Here is a 17,247-nt window from a genome sequence, read left to right on the forward strand (position 1 = left end):
AGTGGCCAAGATTGATATTTTGCTGCCGGTAAAAAACGGCAAGGACTTCCTGGCGGAATCCATCGACAGCATTCTGGCGCAAACTTTCCAGGACTGGCGCCTGCTGGTGCTGGATCACGGTTCGACCGACGGCAGCCGTGAAATGGCCGAGGAATACCAGCAACGTGATCCGCGCGTGGAAGTGCATAGTTTTCCCGAAGCGCGTGGTCTGTCCGGTCTGCTGAACTGCGGCCTCGATATCGCCGATTGCGAATTCGTCATGCGCCACGATGCCGATGACATCTGTTACCCGGACCGCATGGCGCTGGCGCTGGCAGCGTTCGCCCAGTACCCGGACTGCATCGCCATCGGCGGCCAGGCCGACGTCATTGACGCTAGTGGCAAGCTGCTGGGCGAGATGCTGATGCCGGTGGGCTCGGCGCGCGTCACCGCCGCCAGTCTGTTCCGTAATCCGATCGCCCACCCGACCGCCATGCTGCGCTTCGACGCGGTCAAGCAGATGGGCATCCGTTACGGCATCGACCTGTTGCGCGTGCTGCCGGAAGACCAGCGGCTGGAAGTGCCGGCGCTGGCAGAGGATTATTTCCTGTTCGGCCAGTTGGCCATTCTCGGCAAGTGCGCCAACATTCCGCACAAGCTGATCCGCTATCGCTGGCACGGCAATAATGTCAGCGCCACCCGCTTCGACGACCAGATGGCGGTGTCGCTGGACATTTCGCGCTCGCTGGCGCGCTCGTTTTGCATCATGCACCAGCTGCCATGGTTCGATCCGGCGCCCTTCTGCAACCATGGCGGCATCCTGCTGGACGTGGACGGTCGCGGCAATTTCGACGCCGAGTACGCGCGCATGGCCGACGCCGTCACGCGCGGTTTGGGCGATTCCGACGAATTGCGGCGCGAGTTGCGTTACCGCAAGGCCATCGCCACGCGCCGCGAAGCCAGTTTGCTGTGGCGCTTCCACCGCTTCCGTGCCGATAACACGCCGGAAGCCGGCGAGTGGACCGCCATCCGCTCCTGGTTGTTGCGGCGCTTCCCGGGCCGCCCGCGCATGAGCGTTGCCGGCCTGCCTGCCTGAGACTGCGCCAGACGCCATTTCGATCGATTACTTTGAGGTTCACGTCATGCCCGCTTTGCCGAAATTCCCCGCTTTACCCCGCCTGCCGGGATTCCTGCGCCAACCGTTGGGCACCAGCTATCTGGTGATTTGCGGATTGTTGCTGGCGGCAGTCGTGCTGGGCATGTTCACGCCGCTGTTCGTCGCCACCATGGGCGACAGCCCCTCGAAAATGTTTGCGTTGCCGGCGGCAATGGTGTTCGCGCTGTTGCTGATCTACGACCATAAGCTGACCCTTCTGGGCATTATTTTGTTCCGGGCAGCGCTGGACCCGGTGTTGTCGCTGACGCGGATTTCGTTGGCCGGCATCCCGCTGGGCGTGGGCGGGCTGCTCAACGCTTGCGTGATCCTGATTGCGATCATGCTGGTGTTCGAGCGTCCGCGCGTGGTGCCGGGGCGGGCATTCTGGGCCTGGACACCGTTCCTGCTGCTGCTCTGCGTGGGCGTGATTCCGTCCTACGAGCGAGGCGAGGCGATTCGCCAGTGCTTGGCGCTGCTGTCGTTTTTTGCCATGTTCATCAGCGGTTTTTATTTCGGCCGCACCCAGGCCGAGTTCCGCTCGGTCATGAAGGTCGTGGTTTGGTCGTCGGCTGTGCCGGCGCTATACACCTTCGTCGATGTGGGCTTGCATTATCACGCCGGCTTCCGCCTGGCCAGTACCTTCGGCCACCCCAACGTGCTGGCGTTCTACCTGACGGTGATCATCACGGTGGCGTTTTACCTGCTGCAGACCATGCCCGCCAGCTACCGCGGCTGGCAGCGGCTGTTCCTGATCGGCTATCTGTTCTTCCTGCTGATCATGCTGGCGATGACCCATACCCGCAGCGCCTGGATCGCCACCGCGATCGGCTTTGGCATGTACGGCGTGTTGTTCGACCGCCGCTACCTGGTATATATCGCGTTGGGGGGCGCACTGGCCCTGCTGGTGCCAGGCGTCGGCGACCGCTTGCTGGAACTGACCCGGGACAACCCGACCGGCAATGTTGCAGAGATGAACTCGGCCTCATGGCGCGTAGCTTTGTGGCAGAGTGCGTTTGGCTGGATGTCACCGCACAGCTTTGTCACCGGCAACGGCCTGCAAACGTTCCAGCATTTCTCGCCGACATTCTTCCCGTTAGCCGGCGGAATCCACTGGGAGGCCCACAGCATTTACGTTCAGCTCATCTTTGAAATCGGGCTGGTCGGGTTGCTCGCCTATCTCTGGTTGAACTGGCGTGTGTTCAAAGGGCTGCTGCCGCTCATTAAGGTCGACAAGCTGGCGGCGTTCTCGCTGATCGTGGTGCTGGTGAACTTCCTGATTTGCGCGTTCAGCGACAATATGTTCGACATTCTGGTATATGACTGGTACTGGTGGTTTGCGGTGGGGGCGGGCAGTTCGCTGGCGTTGAGCAAGACATTGACGCTGGCGCCACGCGCCAAGCCAGGGAAGCTGTGACGATGCCTACACGCCCTATGCATTGGACCGTGCTGGCCCCCTTCGTCCGCGACGTTGACCCGAAATGGATCTTCGAATATATCGATCCGGCGCTGCATGAAGTGGCGGCGGTACCGGCCCGCTACGACCACGACCGCTCGCGCCGCAGCGCCTCTGCGCGCGACTGGCTCGATTATTTCGGCCACGCGCTGTCCGGTTTCCTGGCCACCTTCCGGCGCGGGCGCAAGACTGGCATCATTACCACGTTCCCCCAGCTGGCCCTGATGGTGGCGCTGATGAAAAAGCTGACCGGGCGCAAGCAGTTGCCGCTGATCGCCTGGTGCTTCAACCTGGCGCAGCCGTACGGCGGCCTGAAAGGCAAAGTAGCGCGCTACTGCCTGCCGGCGGTGGATATTTTTGTGGTGCATTCGCACGCGGAAATCGATATCTACAGCCGCTGGCTGAATTTGCCGGCGTCGCGTTTTGTGTTTGTGCCACTGAGTGTGGCCGATCCGGTCAACGAACCGTGGAGCGAACGCGACAGCGAACCGTACATCGTGGCGCTCGGCACCGCCAACCGCGATTACCGTCTGCTGATGGAGGCGGTTGGCGAACTGGGCTACAAGACGATTATCGTCTCTGGGCAGCACGCGGTGGAGCATCTGACGCCGCCGCCTTGCGTCAGCGTGCAGTCCGGCTTGTCACTGAAGGAGTGCCACCGGCTGGCCGCATACTCGCGCATCAATGTGATCCCGATTGCCGATACCGATGCGCCGTCCGGCCAGGTGACGCTGATTGAATCGATGATGCTAGGGGTGCCCTTGGTAGCGACTGCGTGCGCCGGCACTACCGATTACATCGAGGATAACCAAGACGGCTTGCTGGTGGCACCCAAGGATACGGCGTCAATGGTCACGGCGCTGAAAAAACTGTGGAATGACCATAGCTTGCGCCAGCAACTGTCGGCTCAAGCCAAGCGCTCGTCGATGCAGAAGTTCAGTTTCAAGGCGGCATCTGCCAGCCTGGCGGTCTTGATGGATAAAATGGCAACCCGCTAAGCGACGGCATGTGCCGCTGGCATGCAAAAACGGCGCATCACCCGCGAGGGCGATGCGCCGTTTGTATTTTTACCGCCGCTATTACTGGGTCGGGGTCAGCGTAGCGCGCAGGGTCGAGGCTTGATTCACGCCGCTGTAGGCGGTCAATACAAACCACCCGCCGGTGGCTGGCCAAGTGACGCGGGCCGAGGCCTTGTCGCCAAGGGCGCCGGTGTCCGATACCACGGTGCCGCCACTGTACACCTGCATCTTCAGCTTGGCGCCACCGGTCGCGGTGACGGTGAACTTCTGCGCCGTGCCTGGAGCGACCTTGCCCCATACCACTTTATTGATACCGCTGGAATTGCCGTTGACCATGACGGTCTGGGTGGCGGCGGCAGGGAAATTCAGCGACTGGGTGATGGTGTCATACGTGCCGATCGCGGTACCGGAGTAGCGCGTCCATGGCCCTCGCATCGACAACTGGTTGGCCGGCGCTACGGCTTTAGGCGTCATCGGCTGACCATTGCCATCTACCCAACTAGAGGCAGAAACCACTTGGCGCAGGTTGGCGCGCATGCGATCCAGTTCGGCTGCCACGGCATTGTCCCAACCGCCGTTGTGTAGATCATATTTGACACCGCCCTCCACGTGAATTGCAAACGGCGTGCCGTCATTGCGATCCACTACATAGGCGCCGTAGCGTTTCAGCGTCTCGGCAACCTTGCGCAGCGCCAGATTGGCGATTTTCGAGGTGTCGTAGTTGGCAGGCAGCATCAGCAGCGCACCCTGAGGAATTTCGCCGGTATTGGTGCTCGCTGCATTGATATCCGCCGACGTGGCTGGATAAATATACGGCGTCTTGCCCGACAGGCCATTGTAGGTCATCGACATAGCCAGCGCATGGCTGTAGTACGGCTGACCGTCGTTGACTTCCGTAGCACGGATCATACCGGCCAGCGGAATTACGCCGGCTGCGCGCGAACCCTGGTAATAGTGCGCTGGATCGCCGAAGCCGGAACCCTTGGCGTCAGACCAAGCGTACAGCTTGGCGTACCACTTGCCACTGACCAGGCGCAGACCCCAGAACGAGTGGACGATATTGGTGACCGGGTCGTAAATGTCGGCTTCCTGGTCGTCATTGGAGGTCGGCACGACGTTGGCTGGCCAGCGCGGCACGGTGACGACGCGCGAGTTCTGGCTGTCAGGGTCGGCAACGCCGGCGGTACCGGTAATGCCGCTGATCGTGACCGGGCCGTCAGTGGCCTTGGCCAGGAACAGGGCGGACGAGGTGGCGCCGGCAGCCACGATCGGGTAATAGCTCGACTTCGGAATTACAAACGTGCCCAGCACCGGATTGATCGGACGCGAATTCCACAGGGAGTCAGCGGCGAACAGACGGTTGAAGGTGCCAAACGCAGGCGTTGCGGCGGGGGAAGCGGTTTGTGCGACTGCATTTAACACGGCAACGCTGAGGACGGAGCACGTGAGAACTTTGAGCAGGCGGCGCGAGGCGGGCGTGGTTTTATTAGTGAACATGTGGAACTCCTACCAAGGAAGTGGGTGTGAAATCGGTGACATGAAAAGATTATACACAGCTTTCTTGCCGTAGCGAAATTAATTAATAACCGCGTGATGTTTTATGGTGAGCGTACAACAGTTTAATTATTTTTTCCTGATTTAATTAAGTTAATACTAAATAAAAAGTCAAGAGCCGCATGTTTGCTGGGGAGGCGAGGTGTGTGCATGGTTGCTGGAGGATAGTTGCATTCAGGGTTGCTATTTAGTTTATTCAAATTTCATTTAAATAAAATTCTCTTTTTATAAGCAGAAATTAATATAAGTCCATTAATCGGATTATTATTATTTCCGAACTACTAACTACGTAATTTCTTTGCAATGTTCCTTGACCGTACCAAGCATGCGCGGACGGGCCGCTTGCGCCTAAGCGCTGTGCCAGGCTCGAGCTTCACACTTTAGACAAACGGCTGGAAATCATCCCTCTTTATATGGTGGTATAATAATTACAATTAAAATTAAAATACTTTAATGAATCACTCGTATCCAGGAGGAACAATTGGCTAAAATAGACGTTATATTGCCGGTTAGGAATGGCATCGATCTTCATGCGCAATCGCTCTGCTATCTGCAAAAGCGTGCAGTGTCCATATCGAGTGCTAGCCGTCGCGAGATGGGCGATCACTACAAGCGCCACCGATGGGGGTGGCCATGCAATTAAATAATATTCAATTTTTGCGATTTGTCGCAGTCTTCCTGGTTGTCACCTCGCATACCGTTGTCGAAATCTGGGGACGGCTTGGTTTCGCTGGTGAGTTCGGCTACTGGCACCAGGTCGGTGGTGCCGGGGTAGACATCTTCTTCGTCATCAGCGGGTTTGTGATCACCCTGTCCACAGCCAAGGCTGCTGCTGCCGGAGGCGCTGATGCCGGTTGGCATTTCCTGCTGCGGCGCATTATCCGCATCGTGCCGCTCTATTGGATTTACACGGCGGTCAAAGCGCTGCTGGTCGTGTTTGTCGGTTCCCGCGCCTTCAACTCGACCATCGCCCCCGAGTATTTCCTTAAGTCAATTTTCTTCATTCCTGCCACCAATCCGGCCGGCAACGTGTTGCCGCTGCTGGAGTCCGGATGGACGCTCAGTTATGAGATGCTCTTCTACCTGTCGTTTGCGCTAGCGATTTGGGTGCGCAAGCCGCCGTTGCGCTTCTGCCTGGTCCTGATGTCGCTGGTTTTTGCGTTGGGGGTGGTGTTTTCCGACCACGTGGTCATCGGATTTTTCGGCCGCACCCTGTTGTTCGAGTTCTTGTGCGGCGGCTTGATCGCGCGACTGTGGACGTGGCGGCGCCCGCTGCCCGCGTATCTCGCCCCGGCATTGTTGCTGTTCGCGGCGCTGGCCCTGTTTGTGTTCCCCGCTGCACAAGTGGACCGTCTGTTTGCCGTCGGTCTGCCCGCTGCCGCCCTGGTCATGGGCATGGCGTGGCTGGAACGCTATCGCGCCATCAGCCGTTTGAGCGGGCATTTCAGGCTGTTTGGCGACGCCTCCTACACCATCTATTTGTCGCATGGCTTGTCGATGCCGGTGTTTATCATGCTGGCCCAGAAAGCCGGCTTGCACGCGATGCCGGTCATTTTCGCTTTCACAGTCGTGGGTGTGTTCGCTGTCGGATGTGTGCTGTATGTGGCTGGCGAACGGCCGTTGACAGTCTGGCTGAATCGCCAAGTCGGCCGCAAAGTGGCGGTGGCGTCGACCACGTGACCAGCGGACGTAAAACAGGCGCATCAACAACCTTTTACGGTTGGTGATGCGCCTGTTGCGTTTGGCGGTGAGATCTTAGGGCGCCGTGGCGGCTGCAGCGCGTGACGGCATCACCAGATCATCCAGATAGGTAGCGGCGCGCCGGCTGTAGCTCGGCCGCATGTGCGTGGTGTCGGTATAGATCGGAGCCCCGTTGGCGTCCAGCACGTGGCAGGTGTTGCCTTGACACAGGGAGGTGGTAGGGTCGATCAGCTCGGCGCCAGTGTCGGCGGCGATCGCGATCAGCCGCGCGCGCGCCTCGGCATTTGCCTGGTTGAAACTGGTCAGGTCAACGTTGGGGATGTTCTTCAACGGATAGATACTGTCGAAGCGCGATCCCTGATACATATTGCGCGGATCGTAGGCTTGGCCGCCAGGCGGTTGCAGGACGATCACCACGCGCTTGCCCGCTTTGCGCAGCGCCGCCACCGACTGCTGCAGCGAAGCATAGGCCAGGTCTTGCGCGGCTGCGGACGGGAAGGGCAGGATCTGGGTGCCGGTATCGTACTCGGTAAGATTGTTGTATTTGTTGAAGTACGCGTACCAGGCCGCGCCGATCATCACGGTATGTACCTCCGGCTGGCTGGCCAGATCATACGCTGCCGCGATGGTCTCAGGACACAGCGGGAACTGGAAGCGCGGCAGGCGGATGGTGTGCAACACCGGCTGGCAACCGCCGCCGGTGGCAAAGATCACCGAATTGACCTGCTCCGGCTGGCGCGCCACCAATTGCTCCATATGCGGGCCATATTGCTGCACCAGCGAGTCGCCGATGAACACCGTCAGGCCGGGCGCCTTGCCGGTCAGCTGTTGAAACACGATGCCCTGGTGCCGGATCGGCTTGAAGGTGGCGCCCGGGAAGTCGAAATCGTTGAGCGCGTTCAGGTACACGTCGCTGCCGTGCACGTCAATCCGCTCGCGCAGCAGGCCGGCGTTGATGCCGAAGCCGATCACGGCCGTCAACGCGACACCCGTCACCAGAGCGCCGACCACGCGTGGCGTGTTGCGATAGTGGCGCAGCGGGGTTTCCAGCAGCCGGTAAGTCAGGTAGGCCAGCAGCAGCGCGCCAGCCATCAAGCCGATTTTGACCTGGTAGGACGGTTTTTCGCCATACAGGATAAAGGCGTAAGACAGCAGCGGCCAATGCCACAGATACAGCGGGTAACTGATCTTGCCGATGCCGGTGGCCAGGCGGTTGCCCAACAGGTGGCGGTTCACCAGCGTGGCCGGGCCGGCCATGATCAGCAAAAACGTTGCCGACACCGGCAGCAGCGCCCACCAGCCGGGGAACATGGCTTGCGGCTTGATCAGCGCGAACGCGCCGACCATCAGCAGTGTGCCGAGCGCGGCGGCCCAGCGCTGCTGCTGCAGGCTCCATGGGCGGCGGTGCAGATGCAGGTAGGCGGCCACGCCGCCGCTCATCAGTTCCCAGAAGCGCGACAGCGGCGAATAGAAGGCGGCGGTGGGATTGGTGGCGATGCTGCCGAGGTTGACCGCCATCGATGCGCAGAAGATGACGCCGGTCACCAGCAGGAAATTATAGCGTTTGGTAAACACCAGCCACAGGATCAGCGGCCAGGCGATGTAAAACTGCTCTTCGACCCCGAGCGACCACAGGTGCAGCAGCGGTTTGGTGCTGCCGGAGCTGTCGAAATAGCCCGATTCCGCCCACAGCACGAGGTTGGAGACGAAGCCGCCACCGGCCGCCACATGCTTGCCGAGCACGGTGAACTCGCCGTGCAGCAGCACTATCCAGCCGAACGCCAGTGTGGCCAGCAGCACCACCAGCAAGGCGGGGAAGATGCGGCGCACGCGGCGCGAATAGAAATCGAGGATGCTGAAGCGGCCTGCCTCCAGCTGTTTGAGCAGGATGGTGGTGATCAGGTAGCCGGAAATGACGAAGAAAATGTCGACCCCGACGAAGCCGCTGACAAACCACTGCGGCCAGCAATGGAACAGCAGCACGGCGGTGACCGCGACCGCCCTTAAGCCGTCGATATCGGGCCGATAGGCCAGCGCATGCGGTGTCGGCGTGGCGGAGCCGGGCAGGGGCGCGGTGCGCGCAGGCGGGGTGGCGGCGTGGGCGGTAACAGTCATGGTTGTGCGGGGCGTAAGGTAGCAGGGTGGTAAGTAGATGTCTGTTAATATTAGCACAGCTGTCATTGCTTCCGAGGCAACGACGCAGGCGAGCGCGGCGTTTTGTCGCGCCGCAGCAAAATTGGCAAAAAACACAGCATTACACGATTGATTCGTTTAAAATGCAAGTCATTATTATCTGTGCAACGTGCTTGCTCCGCAGGGCGCCGTGTGCAATGTGAGAGAAGGAAGCCATGAGCAAGGATGAGGACTGGGCGGCGGATTTGCGGCGTTACGCCATGCGGCGGCCGTTCCTGAAGGAGCAATCGATTTGGCCGATCTGGCTGTACCGCCGAGGTCGCCGCATTGACGGCATGGCGCCCGGCCTGGGCCGCCGGCTGGCGACGGCGCTGTACTGGTCGTTGTACCGCGTGATTGAAACCGCCTCCGGCATCACGCTGCCGAAAAGCGCGCGCGTTGGTCCCGGGCTGCGCATCTGGCACTTTGGTAACGTGATCATTCACTCGGACGCCGTCATCGGCGCCAATTGCACCCTGCGCCATGGCGTCACCATCGGCACCCGCGAGGAAAACGGCCCGGTGCCGGTGATCGGCGATGACGCCGACATCGGCGCCTATGCGCAAATTCTCGGCGGCGTCCGCGTTGGCAACGGCTGCCGCATCGGCGCCATGTCGGTGGTGCTGTGCGACGTGCCGGACGGCGCTACCGCAGTCGGCGCCCCGGCCCGTATCATCGCCGCCCGGCGCGACGCTGCGGCGGGGGCGGCATGAGCCCGCTGCTGTCCTTGCTGATGTACCCGTTGTATGGGCTGCTGATCCTGGCGGCGGTGCCGGTGACGGTGCTGCTGTTGCAGGCGCTGCTGGCGTTTGCGCGCCTGCGACCGGCGCCGGCCGCCAGCGGCCGCCGGCCGCGCCTGGCGGTGCTGGTGCCGGCGCATAACGAATCGGGTGGCATCAGCGCCACGCTCGACAGCCTGCGGCCCCAGCTGGTGGCGGGCGACCGCATCCTGGTGGTGGCCGACAATTGCAGCGACGACACGGCGGCGGTGGCTGCACGCGGCGGCGCCGAGGTGCGTGAGCGCTTCAGCGACACCGAGCGCGGCAAGGGGTATGCGCTGGACTTCGGCGTGCGCTGCCTGGCCGACGATCCGCCCGAGGTGGTGGTGATTGTCGATGCCGACTGCATCGTCGGCCCCGGCGCGCTGGACCGGCTGGCCCGTGACGCGGTGCAGCACGCGGTGCCGATTCAGGCACTGTATTTGATGCGCGCGCCCGGCGCCAGCGGCCTGAAGAAAATTGCCGAATTCGCCTGGGTGGTCAAGAACCTGGTGCGTCCGCTGGGTTTTGCGCGCCTCGGCCTGCCGTGCCAGCTGATGGGCACCGGCATGGCCTTCGACTGGCCGACGCTGAGCACGGCCGCACTAGCCAACGGCCACATCGTCGAAGACATGAAGCTCGGCCTTGACCTGGCGCGCGCCGGCAAGGCGCCGCGCTTCTGCCCGGCGGCCGAGGTCTACAGTACGTTCCCCAGCAACGACGCCGGCACCGCCGCGCAGCGCACGCGCTGGGAGCACGGCCACCTGAGCATGATCGTGTCGGCGGTACCGTCGATGCTGTTGCAGGGCCTGTTCAAGGGCCGGCCGCAGTTGCTGGCGCTGGCGCTGGACCTGAGCGTGCCGCCGCTGGCGCTGCTGGCGATGGTGGTCATGGCGCTGTTCGGCCTCGGCCTGGTGGCGACCGTGTTGAGCGGCGCAGTGCTGCCGCTGGCCTGGGCCGCGCTGCTGGGGCTGGCGTTTGGCGCGGCCGTGCTGCTGGCGTGGTGGGCCCATGGCCGCCAGGTGCTGGCCGGACGCGAGCTGCTGCTGGCGCTATGGTATGTGGTGCGCAAAGTGCCGCTGTATTGCCGTTTTGTGGTGCAACGTCAAGTTGAATGGGTGAGGTCAAAACGTGACAGCGAGTAATGCTTCTTTGGCAGTGGCGACCGGCCAGCCACCGTCCTACGCGCCCGATTTCCAGCGCCCCGTGTATTGCCTGCTGGGACTGCCGTTTGACGCCGTTACTACGGCCGAGGCCGAACAACTGGCGCTGGACGCGGCAGCCGCCCGGCGGCGCTGCTTTTTCTCCACGCCCAACCTGAATTTCCTGATTGCCGCGCTGAGCGACACGCCGTTCCGGCTGTCGGTGCTGCGCTCCGACCTGTCGCTGGCCGATGGCATGCCGATTATCTGGATGGCGCGCGCGCTGGGCATCCCGCTGACCGAGCGGGTGGCCGGCTCGACTGTGTTCGAGGGCTTGCGGGCCCAGCGCCGCGCGCCGCTGCGGGTCTACCTGTTCGGCGGCCCGGACGGCGTCGCCGCGCGCGCTGCCGAGGTCATCAACGCGGAACACGGCGCCATGGTCTGCGTCGGCAGCAGTTCGCCCGGCTTCGGCAGCATCGCACAGATGAGTTCGCCTGCGCAACTGGCCGCCATCAATGACAGCGGCGCCGACTTCCTGCTGGTGGCGCTGGGCGCGCAGCGCGGCCAGGCCTGGATCGAGCACAATCTGGCGGCGCTGCAGGTGCCGGTGGTCAGCCACCTGGGCGCGGTGATCAACTTTGTGGCCGGTAATATCAAGCGGGCGCCGCCACGCTGGGGCGCACTCGGCCTGGAATGGCTGTGGCGCATCAAGGAAGAGCCGACCCTGTGGCGGCGCTACTACCGCGACGGCCTGGCGCTGCTGCGCCTGGCCGGCGGCAAGGTGCTGCCCGGTCTGCTGGCGCAACGGCGCGCCCGCGCCCGCATCGCCCAGGCGCCGGCGCCGCAGCTGACGGTACACCGGCAGGGCGCGCAGGCGACCCTGGTGCTGGCCGGCGAATGGCACGCGGCCCAGCTGGCGCCGCTGCGTGCGGCGTTGGCCGAGAGCACGGCGACGCCGTCCGACATCGTGCTCGAGCTGGACCAGGTCAGCGGTCTCGACAGCGCCACGCTGGGCCTGCTGCTGCTGCTGTTCGGCCACCAGTCGCGCCTGCAACGCGGCTTCCGCATCGCGTCGCTGTCCGACGCCGCCCGACGCGACCTCGACCTGGCCTGCGTCAACTACCTGTTACAGCCGCTTTCCACATCCCCATCCTGAGGTAAATCATGAATATTCTCGTTACCGGCGGCGCCGGCTATATCGGTTCGCATGTCTGTGTGGAATTGCTGCGCAGCGGCCACCAGGTGGTGGTGCTGGACGATTTGTCGAACGCCGAGGCCAGCGTGATCGGCCGCATCGAGCAGATCAGCGGCGCCGCCGTGGTGTTCGTCCAGGCCGACCTGCGCGACCGCGCCGTGCTGCGCCAGCTGTTCGCCGCGCACGCGATCGACGCCGTGATCCATTTCGCCGGCCTCAAGGCGGTGGGCGAATCGGTGGCCGAGCCGCTGCGCTATTACGACGTCAACGTCTACGGCAGCATCGTGCTGTTCGAGGAGATGGCGGCGGCCGGCGTCAGGCAACTGATCTTCAGTTCCTCGGCCACCGTGTACGGCGACCCCGACCAGGTGCCGATCGACGAGAGCGCGCCGCTGCGCACCACCAATCCCTACGGCGCCTCCAAGCTGATGATCGAGAACATCCTGCGCGACGTGGTCAAGGCCGATCCGTCGTGGCAGGTGGCCTTGCTGCGTTACTTCAACCCGGTCGGCGCGCATGAAAGCGGCTTGATCGGCGAGAACCCGCGCGGCATTCCCAACAATCTGCTGCCGTTCATCGCCCAGGTGGCGGAAGGCCGCCGGGCCCGCCTGGCAGTGTTCGGCAACGATTACCCGACCGTGGACGGCACCGGCATGCGCGACTACATCCACGTGGTTGACCTGGCGCTGGGCCACGTCAAGGCGCTGGAGCGCCTGCAGCGCGACGGCAGCCTGCTGACCTGCAACCTCGGCACCGGCGCCGCCACCAGCGTGCTGCAGATGGTGGACGCGTTCGCGCGCGCCAGCGGCCGCCCGATTCCGTACGACATCCTGCCGCGCCGTCCCGGCGACATCGCCGTCTGCTACGCCGCCACCACGCTGGCCGACACCGAGCTGGGCTGGAAGGCCGAGCGCGGCATCGACCAGATGTGCGCCGACGCCTGGCGCTGGCAAAGCAGCTTCCTGGCCTGAGCGCGGCCATGGCGATGCAAGCAATGACGGTGCTGGTGACCGGCGCCGGCGGCTTCCTCGGCCGCGCCGTGGTGGCTGAACTGGCGCGCCAGGGCCACACGGTGCGGGCCGGCGCGCGCCGCCTGCCGGACCCGCGCCACTGGCCGGCCGGCGTGCAGCCGGTGCTGTGCGATGTGGACAGCGGCGCCGGCCTGGCCGACGCTAGCGCCGGCGCCGACGCCGTGATCCACCTGGCCGCCGCCATGGGCGCCAGCGCCCAGCAGCAGGAACAGGTGGCGGTGGAGGGCACGCGCCGTTTGCTGACGGCGATGGCGCCGTCCAGCCGGTTGCTGCTGGCCAGCAGCTTTGCGGTGTACGACTGGCAGCGTGTCGGCGAGGTGCTCGACGAACATAGCCCGCTGCTGGCTGACGACGCCGCCCCCGATGTCGATCCCTATGCGCGCGCCAAGCTGCGCCAGGAACGCCTGGCGCGCGCGCTGTGCGCCGAGCGCGGGATTGGCCTGACGGTGTTGCGGCCGGCGCTGATCTGGTCGCTTCAGCGGCGCGACCTGTCCTGCGTCGGGCCGGGCAATGCCCGGGCGCGGCTGGTGCTGGCGCCGGGCCGGCCGCTGCGCCTGACCCAGGTGGACAGCTGCGCCTCGGCCTTCGCCGCCGCGCTCGATCCGCGCGCGGCCGGGCACACTTTCAATATTGACGACGCCAGCGGCGTCACTGCCGGACAGTATGCTGCCGCCAGCGGCGTGGCGCTGCGCCTGCCGCTGCCGCTGGGCGGTTTCAAGGCGCTGGCGACGCTGGCTGGCGCGCTGCTAAAGCCGCTGGTGGGCGCGCCCCGTCTGCCGGGCCTGCTGGTGCCGGCGCGGCTGGCGGCGCGTTTCCATCCAGCGCGCGCCGGGCACGCCGCCTTGCAGCAGCTGCTTGGCTGGCAGCCCCCGGCCGCCGCCACCCGTTTCAACTAACCCGGTTTTCTTCATGCATATCGCCTATATCACCAGTGTTTACGCGCGCGCCAGCGACACCTTCATCCGCAACGAAGTGCTGGCGCTGCGCCAGCGCGGCCACACCGTGGACACCTTCTCGATCCGCCGCGCGGAGGCCGAGCAGGAGGTTGACCAGGAAGTGTCGCAGGAGCAGGCCAGCACCGACTACATCCTGCGCCAGCCGCCGCTGACGCTGTTGACGGCGGCGCTGCGCGAGACGTTGCGCAGCCCGGGCCGTATGCTGGCCACCGCGCGGCTGGCCTGGCGCACCCGCGCGCTGGGTGTGCGCGGCACGTTGCTGCAACTGGCTTACCTGGTCGAGGCGGCCTATCTGGCCGGACGCCTGCGCGCGCGCGGGGTGCAGGTGCTGCACAACCATGTGGCGGAAAATTCGGCCAACGTGGCGATGCTGGCGTCCTGCCTGTCCGGCGTGCCGTTCAGTATGACGGTGCACGGCCCCGGCATTTTCTACGATCCGCGCAAGTGGGCGCTGGCGGAAAAAATCCACCAGTCGGCGTTCACTGTCTGCATCACGCATTTCTGCAAGAGCCAGTGCATGGTGTTTGTGCCGCCGGCCGATATCGCCAAGTTGCATGTGGTGCGGTGCAGTGTCGGCGCGCCATTCCGCGCGGTCGAGCCATTGCCGATCCCGGCGGCGCCGCAGCTGGTCTGCATCGGCCGTCTGTGCCCGGAAAAGGGCATGCTGGTGCTGATCGAGGCGGTAGCCCGCTATGTGGCGGGCGGCGGCCGCTGCCTGCTGAATATCGTTGGCGACGGGCCGTCGCGCCAGTTGATGGAACAGATGATTGCGCGCCACGGCTTGCAGGACAGCGTCAAGCTGCTAGGCTGGCAGGGCAGCACGGTGGTGCGCCAGCAGATCGAACAGAGCCGCGCGCTGATCTTGCCGAGCTTTGCCGAGGGCCTGCCGATTGTGGTGATGGAGGCGCTGGCGCTGGGCCGGCCGGTGATTTCGTCGCGCGTCAACGGCATTCCCGAACTGGTGGTCAGCGGCCGCAATGGCTGGCTGACCACGCCGTCGGCGGTCGACGAACTGGTCGCGGTGCTGGCGCAGGTCTGTAGCGCCAGCCCGGAGGAATTGCAGCAGATGGGGCGCCACGGCGTCGACGACGTGCGCCGCCTGCACCACCTGGACACCGAAATCGACAAGCTGGAAGCCTTACTGGCCAGCGCGGCGCGCTAGCCAGCCGGCGTCTCAGGCGCGCGCCGCCTTCAGGTGCTCGGCCAGCCGCAGCGCCAGCGCGACGATGGTCAGCGTCGGGTTGGCGTGGCTGCTGGTCGGCAGCACCGCCGAACTGGCGATAAACAGATTGGGCACGCCAAACACCGCGCAGTTGACATCGACCACGCCATCGCGCGGGCTGTGCGCCATGCGCGTGGTGCCGATATGGTGGCCGCCCAGCGGCACCGAGGCGGCGATGCGTTCGCGCAGGGTGTCGGTGTCGAGTTGCAGGCGCGCGCCGGACTTGTGTCGCAGCGTGTCGCGCAGCAGCAGGAAGCCGCGTTCGGTGGCGTCGATGTCGTCGTCGCTGATGCGCCAGTCGACGCTGACGCGGCGCATGCCGTGGCGGTCCACCGCGTCGCCCAGCGTGATGCGACTGGACGCCAGCGGCGTCTGCTCGCAATTGAATTCGAGCGGGTAGCTGCCGTCGGCATTGGCCACCAGCGTGTAAGGCAGCTTGCGCTGCGCCAGCTTGCGCTGGAACAGCCATTCGGCGCCGAACTGCGCCAACTGCGGCAGGCCGGTGGCGACATTTTTCCAGTGCAGCAGCGCCGGCGAGCTGGACGCGCCTTGGCTGTTGTGCTGCAGAATCGCCCGGTATTCCGGGATCAGGATCGACTTGGCGAGGAAGATGGTGGACATCACGGCGCTGCCGTGGCTGGCGTCCGAATACTCGGGGAAGTGGAAGCGGAAGGCGCTGTTCAGCAGGCGGTGGCGGCGTTGCGCGTCGGCGCTGAACTGCAGCTTGCGGCGGCTGTAGACGCCGTCCACGGTTTTCTCGAACTTGAACGGAATCGGTTCGCTGGCGGTCACCTTGCCCAGCACGTTTTCAAAGTGGCAGGCATAGTAGCGGCCGACCAGGTCGTTGGCATTGCCCAGCTGCTTGCCGTCGCGCGCCGCGTGCAGCAGCAGGCGCGGCACTTCGATGCCGCCGGTGGCCAGCACGAACTGGCGCGCCGTCACCGGCAGGCGGCGGCCACCGCTGTCGGCCAGCGTGAGCGCGCTCACGCGATCGTCGCCGTCTTCCTTGAGCAGATCGACGCAGCGCGCATTCAGCACCACCGTGACGTTGGCCGAATCCTGCAGTTTTTTGCGGTAGCGCTTGCCGAAATCGGTCGGCAGGCTGTAGCGTTCGATGCGGTCGCTGAGCAGCACATCGTTGGCTTGCAGCGAGCCGATGGTGGGGCGCGCGCCCGGCAGCGCGGTGCTGCTGCTGAAGTCGGCGACGCCGGCGTCGCAGTAGGCCATCGCCCGCGGGTAATAGCGTGCCACGGCCTCGTACGCCAGCGGCCAGCCGCTGTTGGCGATGTAGTCGCGGGCTTCGAAATCGATTGGATCGTAGGGCACGCAGCGGCCGCCCCAGATGCCGGTGGTGCCGCCGAAGGTGGCGCGGCGGAACTGGGTGGTGGGCGGGTGCGGGGCGTTGGCCTGGCCGGCGTAGTCGTCGTCCAGCGCCGCATCGGGCGCATAGCCGCCCGACTCCAGCAACAGCACGCGCAGGCCGCTGCCGTCCAGTTCACATGCCAGGGTAATGCCGGCGGCGCCGGCGCCGACGATGCAGATGTCTGCGTCCAACGCTTGATGGGACGCGATCTCGGTGGCTGAAAAGATCATGCCGCCGCCTTTACTGATGTCATGGACTCTCTCTTGAAGTGTGGGCGCCATGGGCGCATTGGCATAAGGATAACAGAGCGAAGCGGGCCGGGCTAGGCAACGGTGTGGGTGGTATTTGTTGCATTGCAATAGCATGCGCTTTCACTGTGATTGGTGCAACTGTGCCGGGTGGGAGCTTGTGACGTGAAAGCAACGGCTGTTACCGGACGCGGAATCCGTGGCACAGGCGTCACGATTTTCATTTATCGTAGAGGTTGGCTAAAGGGCATGTGTTAAATTGACATAATGTCATCTGTTTTCGTTGGCTTTACTGCTA

At 64.0% G+C, this 17,247-nt stretch carries 13 protein-coding genes; 10 read left to right on the plus strand and 3 right to left on the minus strand.

What is annotated here, in order from left to right; translation table 11 throughout:
* Position 1 precedes the first annotated feature (1 nt).
* Genes HH213_RS19465 through HH213_RS19475 form a run of 3 tightly spaced genes read left to right on the plus strand, consistent with a single transcriptional unit; the run spans position 2 to position 3,586 of the window.
* The gene (locus tag HH213_RS19465; protein WP_169113331.1) at positions 2 to 1,075 is read left to right on the plus strand and encodes a glycosyltransferase family 2 protein; all 1,074 of its coding nucleotides are present in this window, start codon (positions 2 to 4) and stop codon (positions 1,073 to 1,075) included.
* Between the two features lie 46 nt (positions 1,076 to 1,121).
* Positions 1,122 to 2,549, plus strand: a complete 1,428-nt coding sequence (locus tag HH213_RS19470; RefSeq protein ID WP_169113332.1) for an O-antigen ligase family protein — start codon at positions 1,122 to 1,124, stop codon at positions 2,547 to 2,549.
* 2 nt (positions 2,550 to 2,551) lie between these two features.
* Positions 2,552 to 3,586, plus strand: coding sequence for a glycosyltransferase (locus tag HH213_RS19475; RefSeq protein WP_169113333.1), 1,035 nt, complete (start codon positions 2,552 to 2,554; stop codon positions 3,584 to 3,586).
* 81 nt (positions 3,587 to 3,667) lie between these two features.
* Here HH213_RS19475 and HH213_RS19480 read toward each other — a convergent pair whose 3' ends face one another.
* Positions 3,668 to 5,104 (minus strand): Atrophin-1 multi-domain protein, encoded by a 1,437-nt coding sequence (locus HH213_RS19480; RefSeq protein WP_169113334.1) that lies wholly within the window; start codon positions 5,102 to 5,104, stop codon positions 3,668 to 3,670.
* 690 nt (positions 5,105 to 5,794) lie between these two features.
* On the opposite strand from HH213_RS19480, the gene HH213_RS19485 reads away from it, so the two are divergent.
* Positions 5,795 to 6,841 carry an acyltransferase family protein gene (locus HH213_RS19485; protein WP_169113335.1) on the plus strand — a complete coding sequence of 349 codons (1,047 nt, stop codon included), beginning with the start codon at positions 5,795 to 5,797 and terminating at the stop codon, positions 6,839 to 6,841.
* Between the two features lie 75 nt (positions 6,842 to 6,916).
* On the opposite strand, the gene HH213_RS19490 is transcribed toward HH213_RS19485, so the two are convergent.
* Positions 6,917 to 8,977, minus strand: a complete 2,061-nt coding sequence (locus HH213_RS19490) for an acyltransferase family protein (RefSeq protein WP_169113336.1) — start codon at positions 8,975 to 8,977, stop codon at positions 6,917 to 6,919.
* A 233-nt stretch (positions 8,978 to 9,210) separates the two neighbouring features.
* On the opposite strand from HH213_RS19490, the gene HH213_RS19495 reads away from it, so the two are divergent.
* From HH213_RS19495 to HH213_RS19520, 6 genes are read left to right on the plus strand one after another with little or no spacing between them, the layout of a single operon-like run.
* Positions 9,211 to 9,747: a serine acetyltransferase gene (locus tag HH213_RS19495; protein WP_169113337.1), complete on the plus strand. Its 537-nt coding sequence runs from the start codon at positions 9,211 to 9,213 to the stop codon at positions 9,745 to 9,747.
* Complete coding sequence (locus tag HH213_RS19500) at positions 9,744 to 10,937, plus strand: glycosyltransferase family 2 protein (RefSeq protein WP_169113338.1); 1,194 nt, start codon at positions 9,744 to 9,746, stop codon at positions 10,935 to 10,937. Before HH213_RS19495 ends, HH213_RS19500 begins: the two co-directional genes overlap by 4 nt.
* Complete coding sequence (locus HH213_RS19505) at positions 10,924 to 12,090, plus strand: WecB/TagA/CpsF family glycosyltransferase (protein ID WP_229263069.1); 1,167 nt, start codon at positions 10,924 to 10,926, stop codon at positions 12,088 to 12,090. The genes HH213_RS19500 and HH213_RS19505 overlap by 14 nt, the downstream gene beginning before the upstream one ends.
* A gap of 8 nt (positions 12,091 to 12,098) precedes the next feature.
* Positions 12,099 to 13,100, plus strand: coding sequence for a UDP-glucose 4-epimerase GalE (galE, locus tag HH213_RS19510; RefSeq protein WP_169113339.1), 1,002 nt, complete (start codon positions 12,099 to 12,101; stop codon positions 13,098 to 13,100).
* An 8-nt stretch (positions 13,101 to 13,108) separates the two neighbouring features.
* Positions 13,109 to 14,056: an NAD-dependent epimerase/dehydratase family protein gene (locus HH213_RS19515; RefSeq protein ID WP_169113340.1), complete on the plus strand. Its 948-nt coding sequence runs from the start codon at positions 13,109 to 13,111 to the stop codon at positions 14,054 to 14,056.
* Positions 14,057 to 14,069: 13 nt separating this feature from the next.
* Entirely contained in the window at positions 14,070 to 15,278 is a 1,209-nt protein-coding gene (locus HH213_RS19520; RefSeq protein ID WP_169113341.1) for a glycosyltransferase family 4 protein, read from the plus strand.
* 12 nt (positions 15,279 to 15,290) lie between these two features.
* Here HH213_RS19520 and HH213_RS19525 read toward each other — a convergent pair whose 3' ends face one another.
* A complete protein-coding gene (locus tag HH213_RS19525) occupies positions 15,291 to 16,931 on the minus strand; it encodes a GMC oxidoreductase (RefSeq protein ID WP_169113342.1) in 1,641 nt (546 codons plus the stop codon).
* Between the last annotated feature and the right edge of the window lie 316 nt (positions 16,932 to 17,247).

Source organism: Duganella dendranthematis, from assembly GCF_012849375.1.
In the GTDB taxonomy this organism is placed as follows: Bacteria; Pseudomonadota; Gammaproteobacteria; order Burkholderiales; family Burkholderiaceae_D; genus Rugamonas; species Rugamonas dendranthematis.

Coding starts and splice junctions, on each gene's coding strand:
- HH213_RS19480 (WP_169113334.1), bottom strand. CDS start 5,104: ATGTTCACTAATAAAACCACGCCCGCCTCGCGCCGCCTGCTCAAAGTT.
- HH213_RS19500 (WP_169113338.1), top strand. CDS start 9,744: ATGAGCCCGCTGCTGTCCTTGCTGATGTACCCGTTGTATGGGCTGCTG.
- galE (WP_169113339.1), top strand. CDS start 12,099: ATGAATATTCTCGTTACCGGCGGCGCCGGCTATATCGGTTCGCATGTC.
- HH213_RS19525 (WP_169113342.1), bottom strand. CDS start 16,931: ATGATCTTTTCAGCCACCGAGATCGCGTCCCATCAAGCGTTGGACGCA.
- HH213_RS19485 (WP_169113335.1), top strand. CDS start 5,795: ATGCAATTAAATAATATTCAATTTTTGCGATTTGTCGCAGTCTTCCTG.
- HH213_RS19475 (WP_169113333.1), top strand. CDS start 2,552: ATGCCTACACGCCCTATGCATTGGACCGTGCTGGCCCCCTTCGTCCGC.
- HH213_RS19470 (WP_169113332.1), top strand. CDS start 1,122: ATGCCCGCTTTGCCGAAATTCCCCGCTTTACCCCGCCTGCCGGGATTC.
- HH213_RS19515 (WP_169113340.1), top strand. CDS start 13,109: ATGGCGATGCAAGCAATGACGGTGCTGGTGACCGGCGCCGGCGGCTTC.
- HH213_RS19520 (WP_169113341.1), top strand. CDS start 14,070: ATGCATATCGCCTATATCACCAGTGTTTACGCGCGCGCCAGCGACACC.
- HH213_RS19490 (WP_169113336.1), bottom strand. CDS start 8,977: ATGACTGTTACCGCCCACGCCGCCACCCCGCCTGCGCGCACCGCGCCC.
- HH213_RS19495 (WP_169113337.1), top strand. CDS start 9,211: ATGAGCAAGGATGAGGACTGGGCGGCGGATTTGCGGCGTTACGCCATG.